The 13,925-nt window shown below is 42.3% G+C and carries 20 protein-coding genes; 6 read left to right on the top strand and 14 right to left on the bottom strand.

Annotation, left to right across the window (positions count from 1 at the left end; all coding sequences use genetic code 11):
- Window positions 1-124: 124 nt before the first annotated feature.
- Window positions 125-358, top strand: a complete 234-nt coding sequence (locus J2Z48_RS02630; RefSeq protein WP_307250975.1) for a DUF2626 family protein — start codon at window positions 125-127, stop codon at window positions 356-358.
- Window positions 359-400: 42 nt separating this feature from the next.
- On the opposite strand, the gene J2Z48_RS02625 is transcribed toward J2Z48_RS02630, so the two are convergent.
- From J2Z48_RS02625 to J2Z48_RS02600, 6 genes are all read right to left on the bottom strand, one after another.
- Window positions 401-1,522: a class I SAM-dependent methyltransferase gene (locus tag J2Z48_RS02625; RefSeq protein WP_307250748.1), complete on the bottom strand. Its 1,122-nt coding sequence runs from the start codon at window positions 1,520-1,522 to the stop codon at window positions 401-403.
- An 87-nt stretch (window positions 1,523-1,609) separates the two neighbouring features.
- Window positions 1,610-1,924, bottom strand: a complete 315-nt coding sequence (locus J2Z48_RS02620) for a rhodanese-like domain-containing protein (protein ID WP_307250746.1) — start codon at window positions 1,922-1,924, stop codon at window positions 1,610-1,612.
- A 12-nt stretch (window positions 1,925-1,936) separates the two neighbouring features.
- Window positions 1,937-2,464, bottom strand: coding sequence for a thiol-disulfide oxidoreductase ResA (resA, locus tag J2Z48_RS02615; protein WP_307250745.1), 528 nt, complete (start codon window positions 2,462-2,464; stop codon window positions 1,937-1,939).
- Between the two features lie 16 nt (window positions 2,465-2,480).
- Window positions 2,481-3,200, bottom strand: a complete 720-nt coding sequence (locus tag J2Z48_RS02610) for a cytochrome c biogenesis CcdA family protein (RefSeq protein WP_307250743.1) — start codon at window positions 3,198-3,200, stop codon at window positions 2,481-2,483.
- Window positions 3,201-3,226: 26 nt separating this feature from the next.
- Window positions 3,227-3,799, bottom strand: coding sequence for a TlpA family protein disulfide reductase (locus J2Z48_RS02605; protein WP_307250741.1), 573 nt, complete (start codon window positions 3,797-3,799; stop codon window positions 3,227-3,229).
- 21 nt (window positions 3,800-3,820) lie between these two features.
- Window positions 3,821-4,450 carry an MBL fold metallo-hydrolase gene (locus tag J2Z48_RS02600; protein ID WP_307250739.1) on the bottom strand — a complete coding sequence of 210 codons (630 nt, stop codon included), beginning with the start codon at window positions 4,448-4,450 and terminating at the stop codon, window positions 3,821-3,823.
- Between the two features lie 126 nt (window positions 4,451-4,576).
- Here J2Z48_RS02600 and J2Z48_RS02595 point away from each other — a divergent pair, with 126 nt between their 5' ends.
- Window positions 4,577-5,143, top strand: a complete 567-nt coding sequence (locus J2Z48_RS02595; RefSeq protein ID WP_307250737.1) for a YhcN/YlaJ family sporulation lipoprotein — start codon at window positions 4,577-4,579, stop codon at window positions 5,141-5,143.
- Window positions 5,144-5,242: 99 nt separating this feature from the next.
- Window positions 5,243-5,512, top strand: coding sequence for a DUF2197 domain-containing protein (locus J2Z48_RS02590; RefSeq protein WP_307250735.1), 270 nt, complete (start codon window positions 5,243-5,245; stop codon window positions 5,510-5,512).
- A 60-nt stretch (window positions 5,513-5,572) separates the two neighbouring features.
- Here the strand turns inward: J2Z48_RS02590 and J2Z48_RS02585 are convergent, their stop codons facing one another.
- The 6 genes from J2Z48_RS02585 to J2Z48_RS02560 form a co-directional block, all read right to left on the bottom strand.
- Entirely contained in the window at window positions 5,573-5,851 is a 279-nt protein-coding gene (locus J2Z48_RS02585; RefSeq protein ID WP_307250734.1) for a hypothetical protein, read from the bottom strand.
- A gap of 712 nt (window positions 5,852-6,563) precedes the next feature.
- Window positions 6,564-6,836: a YlaH-like family protein gene (locus J2Z48_RS02580; RefSeq protein WP_307250731.1), complete on the bottom strand. Its 273-nt coding sequence runs from the start codon at window positions 6,834-6,836 to the stop codon at window positions 6,564-6,566.
- 11 nt (window positions 6,837-6,847) lie between these two features.
- Window positions 6,848-7,681, bottom strand: coding sequence for a deoxyribonuclease IV (locus J2Z48_RS02575; RefSeq protein WP_307250729.1), 834 nt, complete (start codon window positions 7,679-7,681; stop codon window positions 6,848-6,850).
- Window positions 7,682-7,755: 74 nt separating this feature from the next.
- Window positions 7,756-8,508, bottom strand: coding sequence for a glycerophosphodiester phosphodiesterase (locus J2Z48_RS02570; protein ID WP_307250727.1), 753 nt, complete (start codon window positions 8,506-8,508; stop codon window positions 7,756-7,758).
- Between the two features lie 22 nt (window positions 8,509-8,530).
- On the bottom strand, window positions 8,531-10,021 hold the full coding sequence (locus J2Z48_RS02565; protein WP_307250726.1) for a leucyl aminopeptidase: 1,491 nt from the start codon (window positions 10,019-10,021) through the stop codon (window positions 8,531-8,533).
- Between the two features lie 112 nt (window positions 10,022-10,133).
- On the bottom strand, window positions 10,134-10,328 hold the full coding sequence (locus J2Z48_RS02560; protein WP_307250724.1) for a YkzI domain-containing protein: 195 nt from the start codon (window positions 10,326-10,328) through the stop codon (window positions 10,134-10,136).
- Window positions 10,329-10,662: 334 nt separating this feature from the next.
- Between J2Z48_RS02560 and J2Z48_RS02555 the strand changes: the two genes are divergently transcribed.
- Both J2Z48_RS02555 and J2Z48_RS02550 read left to right on the top strand, forming a co-directional pair.
- A complete protein-coding gene (locus J2Z48_RS02555; protein WP_307250722.1) occupies window positions 10,663-11,301 on the top strand; it encodes a YktB family protein in 639 nt (212 codons plus the stop codon).
- An 86-nt stretch (window positions 11,302-11,387) separates the two neighbouring features.
- Window positions 11,388-11,564, top strand: coding sequence for a hypothetical protein (locus J2Z48_RS02550; RefSeq protein WP_307250720.1), 177 nt, complete (start codon window positions 11,388-11,390; stop codon window positions 11,562-11,564).
- 95 nt (window positions 11,565-11,659) lie between these two features.
- Here J2Z48_RS02550 and J2Z48_RS02545 read toward each other — a convergent pair whose 3' ends face one another.
- Window positions 11,660-11,938 carry a hypothetical protein gene (locus J2Z48_RS02545; RefSeq protein WP_307250718.1) on the bottom strand — a complete coding sequence of 93 codons (279 nt, stop codon included), beginning with the start codon at window positions 11,936-11,938 and terminating at the stop codon, window positions 11,660-11,662.
- 235 nt (window positions 11,939-12,173) lie between these two features.
- Between J2Z48_RS02545 and J2Z48_RS02540 the strand changes: the two genes are divergently transcribed.
- Window positions 12,174-13,646 carry an aminotransferase class I/II-fold pyridoxal phosphate-dependent enzyme gene (locus J2Z48_RS02540; protein ID WP_307250716.1) on the top strand — a complete coding sequence of 491 codons (1,473 nt, stop codon included), beginning with the start codon at window positions 12,174-12,176 and terminating at the stop codon, window positions 13,644-13,646.
- An 88-nt stretch (window positions 13,647-13,734) separates the two neighbouring features.
- Here the strand turns inward: J2Z48_RS02540 and J2Z48_RS15700 are convergent, their stop codons facing one another.
- The gene (locus J2Z48_RS15700; protein ID WP_370872848.1) at window positions 13,735-13,896 is read right to left on the bottom strand and encodes a GapA-binding peptide SR1P; all 162 of its coding nucleotides are present in this window, start codon (window positions 13,894-13,896) and stop codon (window positions 13,735-13,737) included.
- Window positions 13,897-13,925: the final 29 nt, after the last annotated feature.

Below are 13,925 nucleotides of genomic sequence, written 5' to 3'. Positions count from 1 at the left end.
TCCTTTCTGTTTTGCTTGCGACTCATGGTCGCAGTTAGTATAATGAATTTGGTTATACTAGCTAAATCAAGATCATTACCAACAGCAAACCCATACATAGGAAGGAGTGGGGCTTGTGGATCGCATGTTTAAAGTATTAGGATTCTGGGCGCTTATCATTGCTATCATGTTCTTAGCAGGTGGCCATCATTTTCAAATTCCCGCAATCCTATTCTTCGTGCAAGCACTGCTATTTTATATCTTCGGTGCTATGAAACTTACCGAAAAAACCTACATGTACTTATTCGGCGGTTATATGTTTATCTCTTTCATCGGCATGGTTTGGTATGCAAACTTTATGATGAAAATGCCAGCTTAACAAGTACAAAGTGGCCAACTGGGAAATCCTTAGTTGGCTTTTTTATGTGCTCTCAGTGTACTTCGTTTGTACGAGCACTTGAAACGCTGCCCCCATCCATTGCGGATGAACTAACTGCTTAATCGCTCGTCTCTTTTTTTCAGCTGAGGAAAATGGGTCGTGAGTTGCAGGTGGCATCAACTCTAGAATCCCCTGTTCGATTAGAAATTCTGACTGTGACTGATGCAATGCCGTTTCCAAACGATACTTCTCTCCCCATTGTTTGAGTAAATCAAAATTTACATGTGCGGTTAGATCTACTTCCCCTACATTGTCTGGGAGATGAGAAACAATCTGGTGCTGACAATAGCCCCGAATCGTCCCTTGATAGCGAAAATCGGCGTAAAGCTCGTCCATTGAAACTCCATAATCAATCGTAAAAATCGCTCCTGCATTCATCCACGTGGAGAGCGTTTGTAGCCACTTCTTAGCAAAAAGATTCATTTCGACTCGTTGCCCTACTTTAGAGGGAACCGGAAGCTCCTGCATAGCATATAGCAACTCTTCCGATGAACAACTCCCTAACTCCTCTGTCCATCGCCCAGCATCCTCCCTAACGTAGACTTCTAGCCACTGAGTTCCATCCCACTCCAGCACATGAACAGGAAATGCATCCACTAACTCATTGCTATACAGAATCGTGTATGCTCTCGGTTCAATCTCTTCTATTTTTTCACACCACTTGATTGAATACGGACTGATTGGTTGCAAACGCTCTCGTTGAATCCGTCTATGCTCGCTACTTGTCTCAACTAGGTAAATCTCCACCTCACTAGAAGAGACCCCAAACTCAACCAATGCTCGAATCACCTGTTCCATGAGACGACCGTCTCCTGATCCCATCTCAACTAATTGCCAGACAGAACCTTTTGACACTTCACTCGATCGCCATTTGCTCACTTCGTTTAGAAATGCCTTTGCCAGTACAGTACCATACACATCACCCACATGTGCATTGGTATAAAAATCACCTTTCTTCCCTAGCTTTACACGATTTTGAGAATAATAACCCGACTTAGGATGATAAAGGGCTGTATTCATAAATTGTTGATAGGAAATATGTTGATTCGGATGTTCTCGGATCAATGCTACCATCTCTTCTTGTAAACACTCCACTATGTTCACTTGCTCTCCCCTCTCCAACCAAGTAGAAAAGAGTGAACTATTTGCCCACTCTTTATCACACTGAATCCTACTTAATCGATAATTCCACTACTCAACAGGACCCGCCCACTCTAGCATACCGCCTTTTAGATTATACAGATGGGTATATCCGTGATCTGCTAATACTTCTGCGGCGTAGACACTACGTACACCACTCCGACAAACCAGAAGGATATTTTGATCCTTAAAGCCCGCTAATTCCTCTTGACGTTGCTCTAATTGATCTAGTGGGATATGGAGAGAATCAGGGATATGTCCTTCTTCATATTCTTCGATCGTCCGAACATCCACCCAGACATAGCGATCTTTCTCTTCTTGATACCGATTACTTACTTCACTTGCTTCTATATGCTGATAACTCATAAGTCCCTCCTACTACTTTTTGGGCAAAATTTCATTTATATACGCTTCTAATTGTGCCAAATTTAATTCACCCATGTTTTGTCTAGCAACGATTCCTTTTTCATCGATAAAAAAGGTACTTGGAATCGGTCCAACACGGTACAGACGAGTAACATCTTTATCTGGATCTAACCAGATGGGGAAACCAAGATCATACGACTTCATAAAGGAGTGAACCGCTACATCGCTTTCTCCCACATTTACGGCTACAATTTCAAAGCCCTTTTCCTGATACTTTTTATACACTTGCTCCATTGCCGGCATCTCTGCTTTACACGGTTCACACCACGTACCCCAGAAATTTAACATAACTCCTTTTCCTTTTAGGTCACTCAGCGACATTTTTTTACCATCCAGTGTCGTCAAAGTAAAGTTTGGAGCTACATCCCCTCTATCTGGCTGCTTCCCGCCGCTACTCATCTGATAAATTGTATAACCTACCATCACAATTAAGACTACAAATATAAGCCGGCGTACCCAGTATCTTGTTTGCTTGTTCATCTCACTCACCTGTTAGTTAGAATCCTTGGAAGCCCGTCCACTTAATAAGATATTGAGTAATCCAAGTCAATTTATCAAAGTAAAGCAACAATCCGAAGACCATCATCACATATCCGCCGATTTTCATGATTCGCTCTGAATACTTGAGAATCCAGCGAGTTTTCCCTACGAAGAAGGCCATAATAAAAAATGGAATCGCAAAGCCGATCGTATATAAAGTCGTGTAAAACAGCGCTCGCTCTGGTTCACTCGAAGCAAGACCCAAAACCCCACCTAATATAGGTCCTAGACAAGGGGTCCAACCTGCCGAATATCCAAATCCAATCAAAAACGAACTGAGATAGCTGACTCGTTTTGTGGAGATAGTCAACTTCTTCTCTTTCATCAAAAATTTGGGTTGAAAAATTCCCGCCATAAAAAGTCCCATAACCACCATTAAGATCGCACTTAGCATCCGAATCGTCTCTTTATAAGATACAAATACTTCGCCGATCCAACTCACCGTAAACCCTAATGCATAAAAGATCAACGAAAACCCCAACAAAAAGAAGAAAGTGTGGGTCATCGTCAAGCGAATCATCTCTTTACTGCGCTCTTCTCCACGAATCTGCGTTACCGAGATTCCTGTTATATACGACAGATAGGATGGATAAAGGGGTAGACAACACGGTGAGATAAATGATAAAAAACCTGCTGCAAAAGCCAGCCAAGCTGTTACATTTACGGCTACATCCACTTCTCTCTCCCCCATCTCATAAATTCTTAATTAAGATACTGCTTCTTCAAACGTGCGAATTTTTTTTCGTCAATGGGGCCTGGTTGATAATAAAGAATTTTCCCTTTCTCATCGACCAACACTTGCGTTGGGATCCCGCTAACCTGATATTGTTCAGCAATCCCTTTCGTTTTCGGCTTCGGTTGATCTAAATAGATAGGCATCGTAAGCTTGTAATCCAGCACAAAGCCCTGTATATCCTCTATATCATCACCCGAAGTTACATTTAATAGGACAAAATTAACATCATCTTTATGCTTTAGATACATTTTTTGAATTTCTGGTGCCTCATTTTTACAAGGACCGCACCAAGAAGCCCAAAAATTGATGTAAGTAGGCTTTCCATTGGTTTCATACAACTCTTTTTTCTCGCCTGTCAGCGATTGAGTGATGAAATTAGGAGCACAGTCCCCAGGTTTAATCCCAACAGTGCCTTCACATAATGCTTTTTTGTGTGTAGTGGGTGAGCTTGGTTCCTTAGACACGGCAAAGTTATACACCAACGTCCCGACAATCGCTAGAGCAATCAGAACCAAAATAAAGCGATTTCGTTTTTCCATCTTTACCACCTTTTTCTACCATTATTCCATGATAAAAGGGTTACTGCTTCGTTCCCTACCAATCGTCGTCTTAGGTCCATGCCCACTATATACAACCGTTTTATCAGGCAGTACCATCAACTTCTTTTTGATCGAATCCATCAACGTCCGATGACTTCCTCTATAGAGGTCGGTTCGACCAATCGAATCACGAAATAGAGCATCTCCACTAAATACATGGACTCCATCGTAAAAGCTGATACTACCTGGCGAATGACCCGGTGTATATAACACCTCAAACTGAAAGCCAGCAATCTGTAAGGTTTCATCGCCAAATAATATATGTTCTGCTGGACGAGCTGTTAGTTTGGGCATCATGGGCCATTTTCCTGATCCATTCTTCATTGGATCTTCTAGCCAGTCCTCTTCTTCCTGATGTATGTATACAGGCGCACCTGTATGAGTACGAACTTCTTCCACACCGCCCATATGATCAAAATGTGCATGGGTGAGCAAGATAGCCTCAATGGTTAACTGTAATTTCTCAATCCGTTTTAGTAAACGACCTGGATTCATCCCTGGATCAAAAACAATCCCTTTTTTCGTTTGGAAATCGTATACGAGATACGCGTTTGTCATGACAGGACCAAGTTCAAACATTTCTACATTCATAATAGGATCCAACTCCCTCCTCTGACATTGTACTAAAACCATTCTATTCAGCAAAGAGGACAAGACATACTTCTTTTTAATTTGGGCAATCTAATGAACAAAGTTTGTTCGAAAGGATGATCATTTGTGAAAAGAAAAACGTTTCAACTTATTAGCAGTTTCACCATTACAGCTTTATTTATAACGGTTGCAACTGGATGTAATCAAGATAATAAGCCGCCTTCCAATAATGCCAGTCCGAAAGCCCAGAATATAAGCTATCAGCAAACAGCACCTGACACATCCCTACCTGCTAAGCGCAGCAAAGTGAAAAATGATTCTGATCACCTCGTCCAATTGGCAAAACAAGTGCCTCAAGTAAAAGAGGCCAGCGCCATTTTACTGGGAAAATATGCAGTTGTCGCCATTGATGTAAATCCAGATTTAGACAGCGCTCGGGTTGGCACGGTCAAATACGCAGTTGCACAGGCACTTCGAGACGATCCGAAAGGAAAATCAGCACTGGTAACAGCTGATGTTGATTTATTGCATCGTATTAAGAAGATGAATGAAGAAATCAGCCAAGGTCGCCCCATTGCTGGTATCATGAGTGAATTAGGTTCTATTGTTGCCCGAATCGCTCCCCAACCTTCAAACGAGGTTAAGAAACGTGAACGTGATGAAACAAAGCAAGATCGGAAAGATACCCATTGATCTCCTACATGGTGAGAAGACTGTAAAAGAGTATCTATTTGTTTGATAGCTCATTTGCGGTATAATAGAGGTATCTTGATATGTAAGGAAGTACTCACTATGAAAATCATTTGTATCCTATGTGAACAACGATTCGAGCCAGATCGGCGTCAAAAACATAAATTGCGTAAGCATCCTCATATGATTCAAATTTGCCCTGACTGTCACAGTCGCATTTCCGAACAGGTAGAGGAACGTGAAAAATTACTACCTTCTCCTGAGCGAGCGAATACCCGTGTTTTTTCGGGTAAGCGAAATCGTTCGAGATGGAAGAGTGCAAGTAAAGTTCTAGACAGCGATTTGTCAGCCAAACGGGCAGATAGTATGTAGCAAACAAAGAAGCCTTCTCTAGGAGATTTGATCCAACAGAGAAGGCTTCTTTGTTTGTGTTTATTCACTTGTATTGTATCGTGGCTCTGCTTGGATCTGTTGAATAAGTAGCTCTGCTTGGTCGAAACGGTATGACTTCGTTTGGGTGGTACCATCTTGCTCATATGTAACTTGATAGTAGTCCTTCGTTTTTTCAAATGAAAGGTTTTCTACTCCGTGGTCTTCTTTTAGCATGTCTGTAAAAAATTGGACGGTATCTTTGGCGGAGCGGTCACTGGAACGGTTCTTGGCTACGATGCTGATTTGGAGCCAGTTGTCTAGGGCATCTTCTAGGTGCACAGTAGATTCCTCCTTGCTGTATTTTTCTAAAGAATGTAGATTTTGTTGAGGGATTTTTTTGGCTGTTGATAATCGAATGTATCGGGACATGTATCTGACCACAGCTCAAATAGTGAGCCTGCGAGGATGTGAAAAACAAGTCCGCTCCGTCCTTCTACACTTCGGGCAAGTGGCAAAACTCCAAAGAACGCTCAAACATTGCCACAAAACGCCCTTGCTTCGAAGAACTACGCTAAGCAGGCTCACTAACATCACTGTGGTCAGATACATTGCCCCTTATACATTTTCGGTTACCGATTTATTAACAGGCCTGTTTTATGTAGATTTTGAAGAGAAGTAGGACTGTTTATTCTAAATTTCTCTATTATAGAGCTTTATATCAAACTTGAGGAGATAAGAAAGCTATCCACTCCACCGCTCTCTACAAAGCAGGCTTGTTGATGTGGATAAGAGGAAAGGGGAGTCTGTTCGATTACGACGATGTTAGCGATCCTACTTAGCGTAGTCCTCCGTAGTGTATGGCGCTTTTGGTGCAACATGTTTGAGCGTACTTTGCGAGTTTTGCACCTGCCTGAACGGAGGAGGACGAAGCGGACGCACCTACTTCTCTGCTGGATCGGTATTTGAGCAGTAAGCGAACAGACTCTCCGGACCTCGATCACCCAATAGCTTGTTTTTTCCCTAACTCTTTGTTTACCTAACTCTTTACTGCCTAACTCTTCGACTCATTCTTCTTACTAATCGTCAAACGAACCTTCGTCACCACAATCAACACAACTGTAATCAATAACGCTTGTACCATCGGAAATCGTAATACTTGCATCACGGTAATTACATAACAGCCGATAGCCAGAAAAAGATATACCAATAGATTTTTGCCAAGTGACAGTCTAGTCGCAAACGTAGACTGATAAATAATAGCAGTCAAGATGAAGATAATCACATAGAGGGCCGGAAAATGTAGCGTATTAATCCATTCAAACACAGGTCTTCCTCCTAACCAAGTAATTCATTTCGAACATAAATCATCTCATCAGCATATTCATTTTCATCGTCAGCAGGAGTTTCGAGCACAATCGGTAGATGATCAAAAGCACCTGTACGTAGAAAAGCTCCCAACGCCTCTGCCCCGATTTCGCCTTTTCCAATTTTTTCATGACGATCTTTTCTGCTGTTGTAAGGCGCTTTACTATCATTAAAATGGATGGCAACGAGAGCGTCAAGATAACCAGTCTCTTTCATCTCTTCTACTAACGCATCCACAGTCTCTTTTTCCCATGTACCTGCCGCAAATGCATGACAAGTATCAAAGCAAAAACCAATTTTTTCAGGTGCATCTGTGGCATTGCGAATCGCTACTAAATCACGAATCTCAAGACCTAGCTCACTGCCTTGGCCAGCTGTATTTTCTAACAATAGTTTAACAGGACCATGATACTCTTTAAGGATTTCGTTTAAAGTCTCAACCATTCGCTGAGTCCCGTACTCAATTCCTTCACCGACATGCTTCCCGCAGTGAACGACTGCTCCAAGTGCTCCGAACGCCTCAGCAATCTTGAGATCTTCTCGAATCGAACGAATCGTAACTTCGTGTAGGTCTTCCTTGGGTGTAGACAAATTCGTTATATAAGGGGTGTGAGCGATTACGGCAATTCCTTGCTCCGCACAGTATTCACGACCCTTTTGCGCATCCACTTCATCTAATTTCTTCGGGCGTAATCCACGTGGATTCTTCGTAAAAACTTGAAAAGATTGTGCCCCGAGCACATGTGCTTTTTGAGCCGCTTTTTCAAATCCCTTTGCAACACTTATATGGCAACCAATTTTCATGACTTGTCCTCCTCGTTACAAAAAAAAGCGCCAATAATGAGGCGCTTTAACCTTTGAACATCATACCATTTTCACTACTTTTCTCGCAAGGCGGCTTGAACTTGCTCTCTTACACCTTGAGCCGCAGACGGATCATTGGTAATAAGGGCATCAATTCCCCATTCAAAAAGGATCTTCTGGTAAATGGGGTCATCGACCGTAAAAGGGCGAATCGCAATTCCTGCTTCATGACTGCGTCTGACAATCTCCTCATCTAAAGTAGGGAAAAATGGGTGAATGGAAGAAGCACCTAATTGAATCGCATAATCCCAAGGATCTATTAGGTTACATTCATACAAGACTCCCAAAGGGAAGTGGGGACGTACGGAATGCAAATGATGTAAGCTAAAGTGATTAAAGGAGGAAAGAATGACTCGTTTTTGGAAACCAAAGCGATCTACTTCCTTCAACACCTTCTCTTCTAATCTCGGATATCGAATAATATTGTTTTTTAGCTCAATATTTAGCCACAACGATGTGGATTCTAATAATTCTAGTACTTCTGCTAAAGTAGGCACACGCTCTTGAACAAATTTGGAACCAAACCAAGAGCCGGCACTATGCTCGCAGATCTCCCCTAGTGTAAGATCCTTAATCCAACCTGTACCATCTGTCGTACGGTCGATAGTCTCATCGTGCATGACCACGATCTCACCATCTCTTGTTAGATGAACGTCCAACTCAATCCCATCAGCACCAGCCTGAATCGCTTCTTGGAAAGCGGCCATTGTATTTTCGGGAGCAATCTTCGAAAAACCCCGATGAGCATATATCTCAGTCTTCTTCACAACGTCCCCTCCAATCGATTCTCTACAATCCCATTTGCAATGCTAGATGGATCAGTGTTCTCGTCCCTGCCCCTGTAGCTCCCTTTCGATAGATTCCAGAGTCTTTTTGGGAGAAGGCAGGGCCAGCAATATCAAGATGAACCCAAGGAGTATCCTCTACAAAATGCTGTAAAAATACCCCTCCCTGAATGGCACCGGCAGCACGACCTCCCTCATTTTTGACATCTGCAATATCACTATGCAAGTAGTAGTCGTATTCTTCCTCTAAAGGAAATTTCCAGACCGGTTCGCCAGCAAGTCCCGCTGCTACGGACACATCTTGTAGCAATGTATCATCATTTCCCAACATGAGTGTTTTTTCACGACCCAAACAAACCACTGCCGCTCCTGTCAATGTGGCAATATCTACCAACTTAGTCGCGCCAAGTTTCCTTGCATAAGCTAGTCCATCTGCTAGGATTACTCTGCCTTCCGCATCTGTATGAATCACTTCGATTGTCTTTCCACTCATCGTTTGGAGCACATCGCCTGGGCGGTACGCATGTGAACCTGTCATATTTTCACACGATACAATGACTGCGACCACATTGCAATGAGGCTTTAACGTACCAATTGCATCCATAGCGGCTAATACCGCAGCCGCTCCACTCATATCTGACTTCATCTTCTCCATACCCTCATGCGGCTTGATTTGAAGACCACCGCTGTCAAACGTAACACCTTTTCCGACAAGTCCCAGTACCTCCTCGTCATCTGGTGCTCCTTGATAACGTAACATAATCAGCTTAGGAGGCTCAGCACTTCCTTTGGCCACCGCAAGAAAGGCATGTGCGTTCAACGCTTCCAAACGATCTTTATCCACTATATCAATCTCTAAGCCACAACGCTTGGCTACTTCGTCCGCATAGTTAGCCAATACCGTTGGTGTCAGATGGTTCGAAGGCTCATGACACCAAGTACTTGCCTTCTTACTGGCTTCTGCAAATACTCTCCCTCGTTCCATCCCTACTTCAATCGATGTCTTGCTAAGCGTTTGCTCTGAGAATACTACTTTCTGAATCCGTGTATTACGGCTTATTTGTTTGTAGTTAGGCAATTCATAGCAACCTAACTCTACACCTTCTACTACCGCTTGCACTAAATCTGCGGAACCGAAACGTTTCTCTAAAAACTCTGGCACGCTAACAGCAAGCTCCTTTACCCCGCTTTGCTGTGCCTTTCGCGCACCAATTGCTACACATTGCCGAAATCTTTGAGGACTCCACTTCTTCTCATTTCCCATCCCCACTAAAACGACCTTCTGTGCTGCAATCTCGCCCCGTGTATGTAGCAACATACATTCTTCGAAACGACCTGTAATCTCCTCAGAATCCATCAGTTGAGAAAGGTAGTGATTTAATCGTAAATCAATCAACTTCCCTTCCTTTGATAAATGAAGAGTGTCGGTGACGAATAAGATAACCGCATCTACTGCTACTTGACTTAGGGCCTTCGAAGTACGATTCCATTCCATACACATCCCTACTCTCTCCATAAAAATAACGTGCACCTATACAGGCTACACGTTATTTTTCGACATCGACTTCCTGAAACCTTTTATTGAAATATTCAATAAGATGACTCATCTATAAGGCTTCTAACATAATCATCTCGCGGCGTAATTCTACTAAGCGTTTTTTACTCTCTTGCATCTTCTGCCAGCAGTTTTCCATCATGGCTTCATGGAGAAGAGCCAATTCATAGTCGAGTTCTAGGCGTAAAACAGGTATGCGCTCCTCTGGCCCTTGGCACTTAAACGCTTTTAATACCTCTTCCATCATTACCTGCACCCCTTTTTATAGGTGATTTATTATTCGTTTCACCAGTTGTTGGAAAAGTTGAGCTTGATTTCAGGATGCCCGCATATCCACGAGAATAAACATTTTCACAGTGCGATTCAATTTTAGGTGATTCTCTACATTAGTAGCATAGTTTACGTATTTTATGTGAAAAGGACACGGTAAATGCAATAGAAAACTCATTACATACCGCTAATTTTTTCACAATTACAAGTAATAGAACTTTCATGCTTCTAGACATGCTCCTGTAAAATCATTGGTATGATCTCCGATTCAGGTTACAATAAAAGAAAATCAAGTAGATTAAGGTGATTTCATGAAAACCAAAATGCAAATACCCGTATTTACCGAAACAGACTTCTCTGTATTTCATATCCCTGGATTAGAAAATCGCATGGAAGCATTACAAAAAACAATTCGCCCCAAGTTTGAGGCGTTTGGCCAAATCATTGCACAGAATCTCACAGCTCAGCTAGGAGATGAGGTATTTGTCCACATAGCAAAACACGCTCGTAGAACGGTGAATCCTCCTGATGAAACGTGGGTTGCGTGGGCTACTAATAAGCGTGGTTATAAAGCCCATCCTCATTTCCAATTAGGCTTGTGTGGATCGCATCTATTTGCATGGTTCGCGTTAATTTATGAATGTGATAAAAAACAACCTTTTGCTCGTAAGTTACAGGACCGGTTACAACTCTGGAAGCAGATTCCTAAGAGTTTCTATGTTAGTGAGGATCATACGAAGCAAGATGTCATTCCAGTGCAAGAGATTTCGGAAACTCGGATTGTGGAGATCTTGGATCGTCTGTCCAAGGTGAAAAAGGCAGAGTTTTTATGTGGGTTAGTGATTCCTGCGGAGGAAGTAGCTACCTTATCGGGTGAGCAACTTTTAGGGAGATTAGAGGAAACGTTTGAGAAGTTAGTTCCGTTGTATCGATTTGCTTGTCAGGCGTAGAGAGAAATTAGTGGCTTGGGTCTGTCGGTGTGCGATGGCTCGGGGCATGTATCTGACCACAGCTCAAATAGTGAGCTTGCGAGGATGTGGAAAAGCAAGTCCGCTCCGGCATTCTTCGCTTCGGGCAAGTGGCAAAACTCGCAAAGAACGCGGGGACATTGCCACAAAACGCCCTTGCTACGAAGGACTACGCTAAGCAAGCTCACAAACATCGCAGTGATCAGACACATTGTCCCTACTCCATTGTCATTTGCTATTGTTAGTTTGTGGTTTTACTATGATAAAAGCTTTATCTACCTCTGTTGTTTGGATAGCAAAAGTAGATAAAGCTCTCTTCATGTGTATATTTCTGTAGAAATCAGTATCTTATAAGCCCGTACAAAATCGGAAATAGAATAATCAGAGGATACTCTATATATGTGCCATATTTGGTTGTAAGTAGTCTATCTTCCATTTTCCACTTTTTTGCATCGATAATGTGGTATGTAACGAAAATACTTGCGATGATGTACATCGCGATCATCCAATCTAGATAGGCACATATCAGTATTGAGCTAATTGATAAGAAAGTTAAGGAAATATGTGCAATCAATCGTATGTATTCCTCTTGAAATGTTTCTCGAAGCTCAGCGATCATGGTGATACACCCCTCTAGTAGTAATCATCAATCTCTTGTATACTGATTCCTTAAGCAAATTGCATTTAAACATAAATATGAATTTTCATAAAAAGGAAATAAAAATCAGTAAGTTCCTCTCATGTAAACTGCCCTATCCCTCTCATCATCAAAATACTTCCCTTCTATTACGAAACCGTTTTTGTTATACTAAATCGTCACACAAATTATGATAGGAAAGTAGGTGGCGTATACGATGAATCAGCAGCGTACTCCTTTGTTTACACATTTGAAAGCGCATGCAGAGCGGAATCCGGTCCAATTTCATATTCCTGGTCATAAAAAAGGACAGGGCATGGATCCGGAGTTTCGGGAGTTTATAGGCGATAATGCTCTGTCGATTGACCTTATTAACATTGCTCCCCTTGATGATCTGCATCATCCCAAAGGTGTGATTAAGGAAGCTCAGGCTTTGGCTGCAGAAGCATTTGGCGCGGATTATACATTTTTCTCTGTGCAAGGGACCAGTGGAGCGATTATGACGATGGTCATGTCAGCTTGTCATCCTGGTGATAAGATAATCGTCCCGAGAAATGTACATAAATCTGTTCTCTCCGCTATTATTTTTGCTGGAGCGCATCCTATTTTTGTTTATCCCGAGATGGACAAAAATATCGGGATCGCCCATGGCATTACCATCGAACAGGTTGAAAAAACGATCGAAAAGCATCCAGATGCCAAAGCGGTATTAGTAATCAATCCAACTTATTTTGGATTTGCCAGCAATCTAAAAGAATTAGTTAAGCGTGTACATGCCCATGGAATTCCAGTATTGGTGGATGAGGCGCATGGCGTTTTAACCAATTTCCATGAACGTCTACCGATTTCCGCTATGGAAGCAGGAGCCGATCTAGCCGCTACCTCTGTCCATAAATTAGGTGGTTCCTTAACCCAAAGCTCCATTTTAAACCTAAAGAGTAATCTCATTTCTCCGGAGCGTGTTCAATCTATTATCAGTATGCTAACCACCACTTCCACTTCTTATATCTTGCTAGCATCACTTGACACAGCACGTCGTTATCTGGCTACAAATGGACATACAATCGTGGAAAACACACTTCGACTCGCTGACACAGCACGAAAGCGAATTAACGAAATTCCAGGCCTCACTTGCTTGACTCGTGATAGTTTAGTTTCTGGAAATGATGCCTTGTTCGACATGGACGAAACAAAGTTGGTTATTCATCTAGAAAATGTAACCATTAATGGTCATGATGCAGAAGTTTGGCTACGAGAACATTATAATATCGAAGTAGAACTGAGCGATCTCTATAATCTACTATGTCTCGTTACTCCTGGAGATAGCGACGATACGATTCACATCTTAATCCAAGCACTTGCGGACTTATCCAAACATTTCTATTCCGACGGTATGTGCACGAAAAAAGAGATCCATCTTCCCGAAATTCCTGATCTCGTTCTCTCGCCACGGAACGCTTTTTATTGTGAAACCATCACCGTTCCCTTTACTGAATCGGCTGGTCAGATCATGGCAGAATTTCTCATGGTATACCCACCCGGCATCCCGATCTTAATGCCCGGAGAGCGAATCACTGAACAAAACATCGCCTATATTCGCGAACATATCGAAGCTGGTCTCCCTGTTCAAGGAACCGAAGACTCCACCATTGAGCTGGTAAGAGTGATAAAAAAACTAGAAGAAGATTAGCGTTAATAAAGACATACGAAAGAAGAGGTTGACCCATTATCGGTCAACCTCTTTTCGTTATCATCCTATTACCATATTTCTACTAAATCTAGCACTCTCTATTACGCGACCATTTATGATTGATCAACCCTACTATATCACCTTCGCTTGAATCGCAATCATCGGGACATGCCCCGTATAAAACACCTGATTTCTCACCCTCCACAAACGCAATAACCCGATCACAACGCTGACAAACAATCATCTCCATCTCGCTGTCCCCCCACCTATTTATCATTC

It is taken from the genome of Croceifilum oryzae (assembly GCF_030814315.1).
In the GTDB taxonomy this organism is placed as follows: domain Bacteria; phylum Bacillota; class Bacilli; order Thermoactinomycetales; family Thermoactinomycetaceae; genus Baia; species Baia oryzae.
This window is presented reverse-complemented; position numbering and strand designations above follow the sequence as displayed.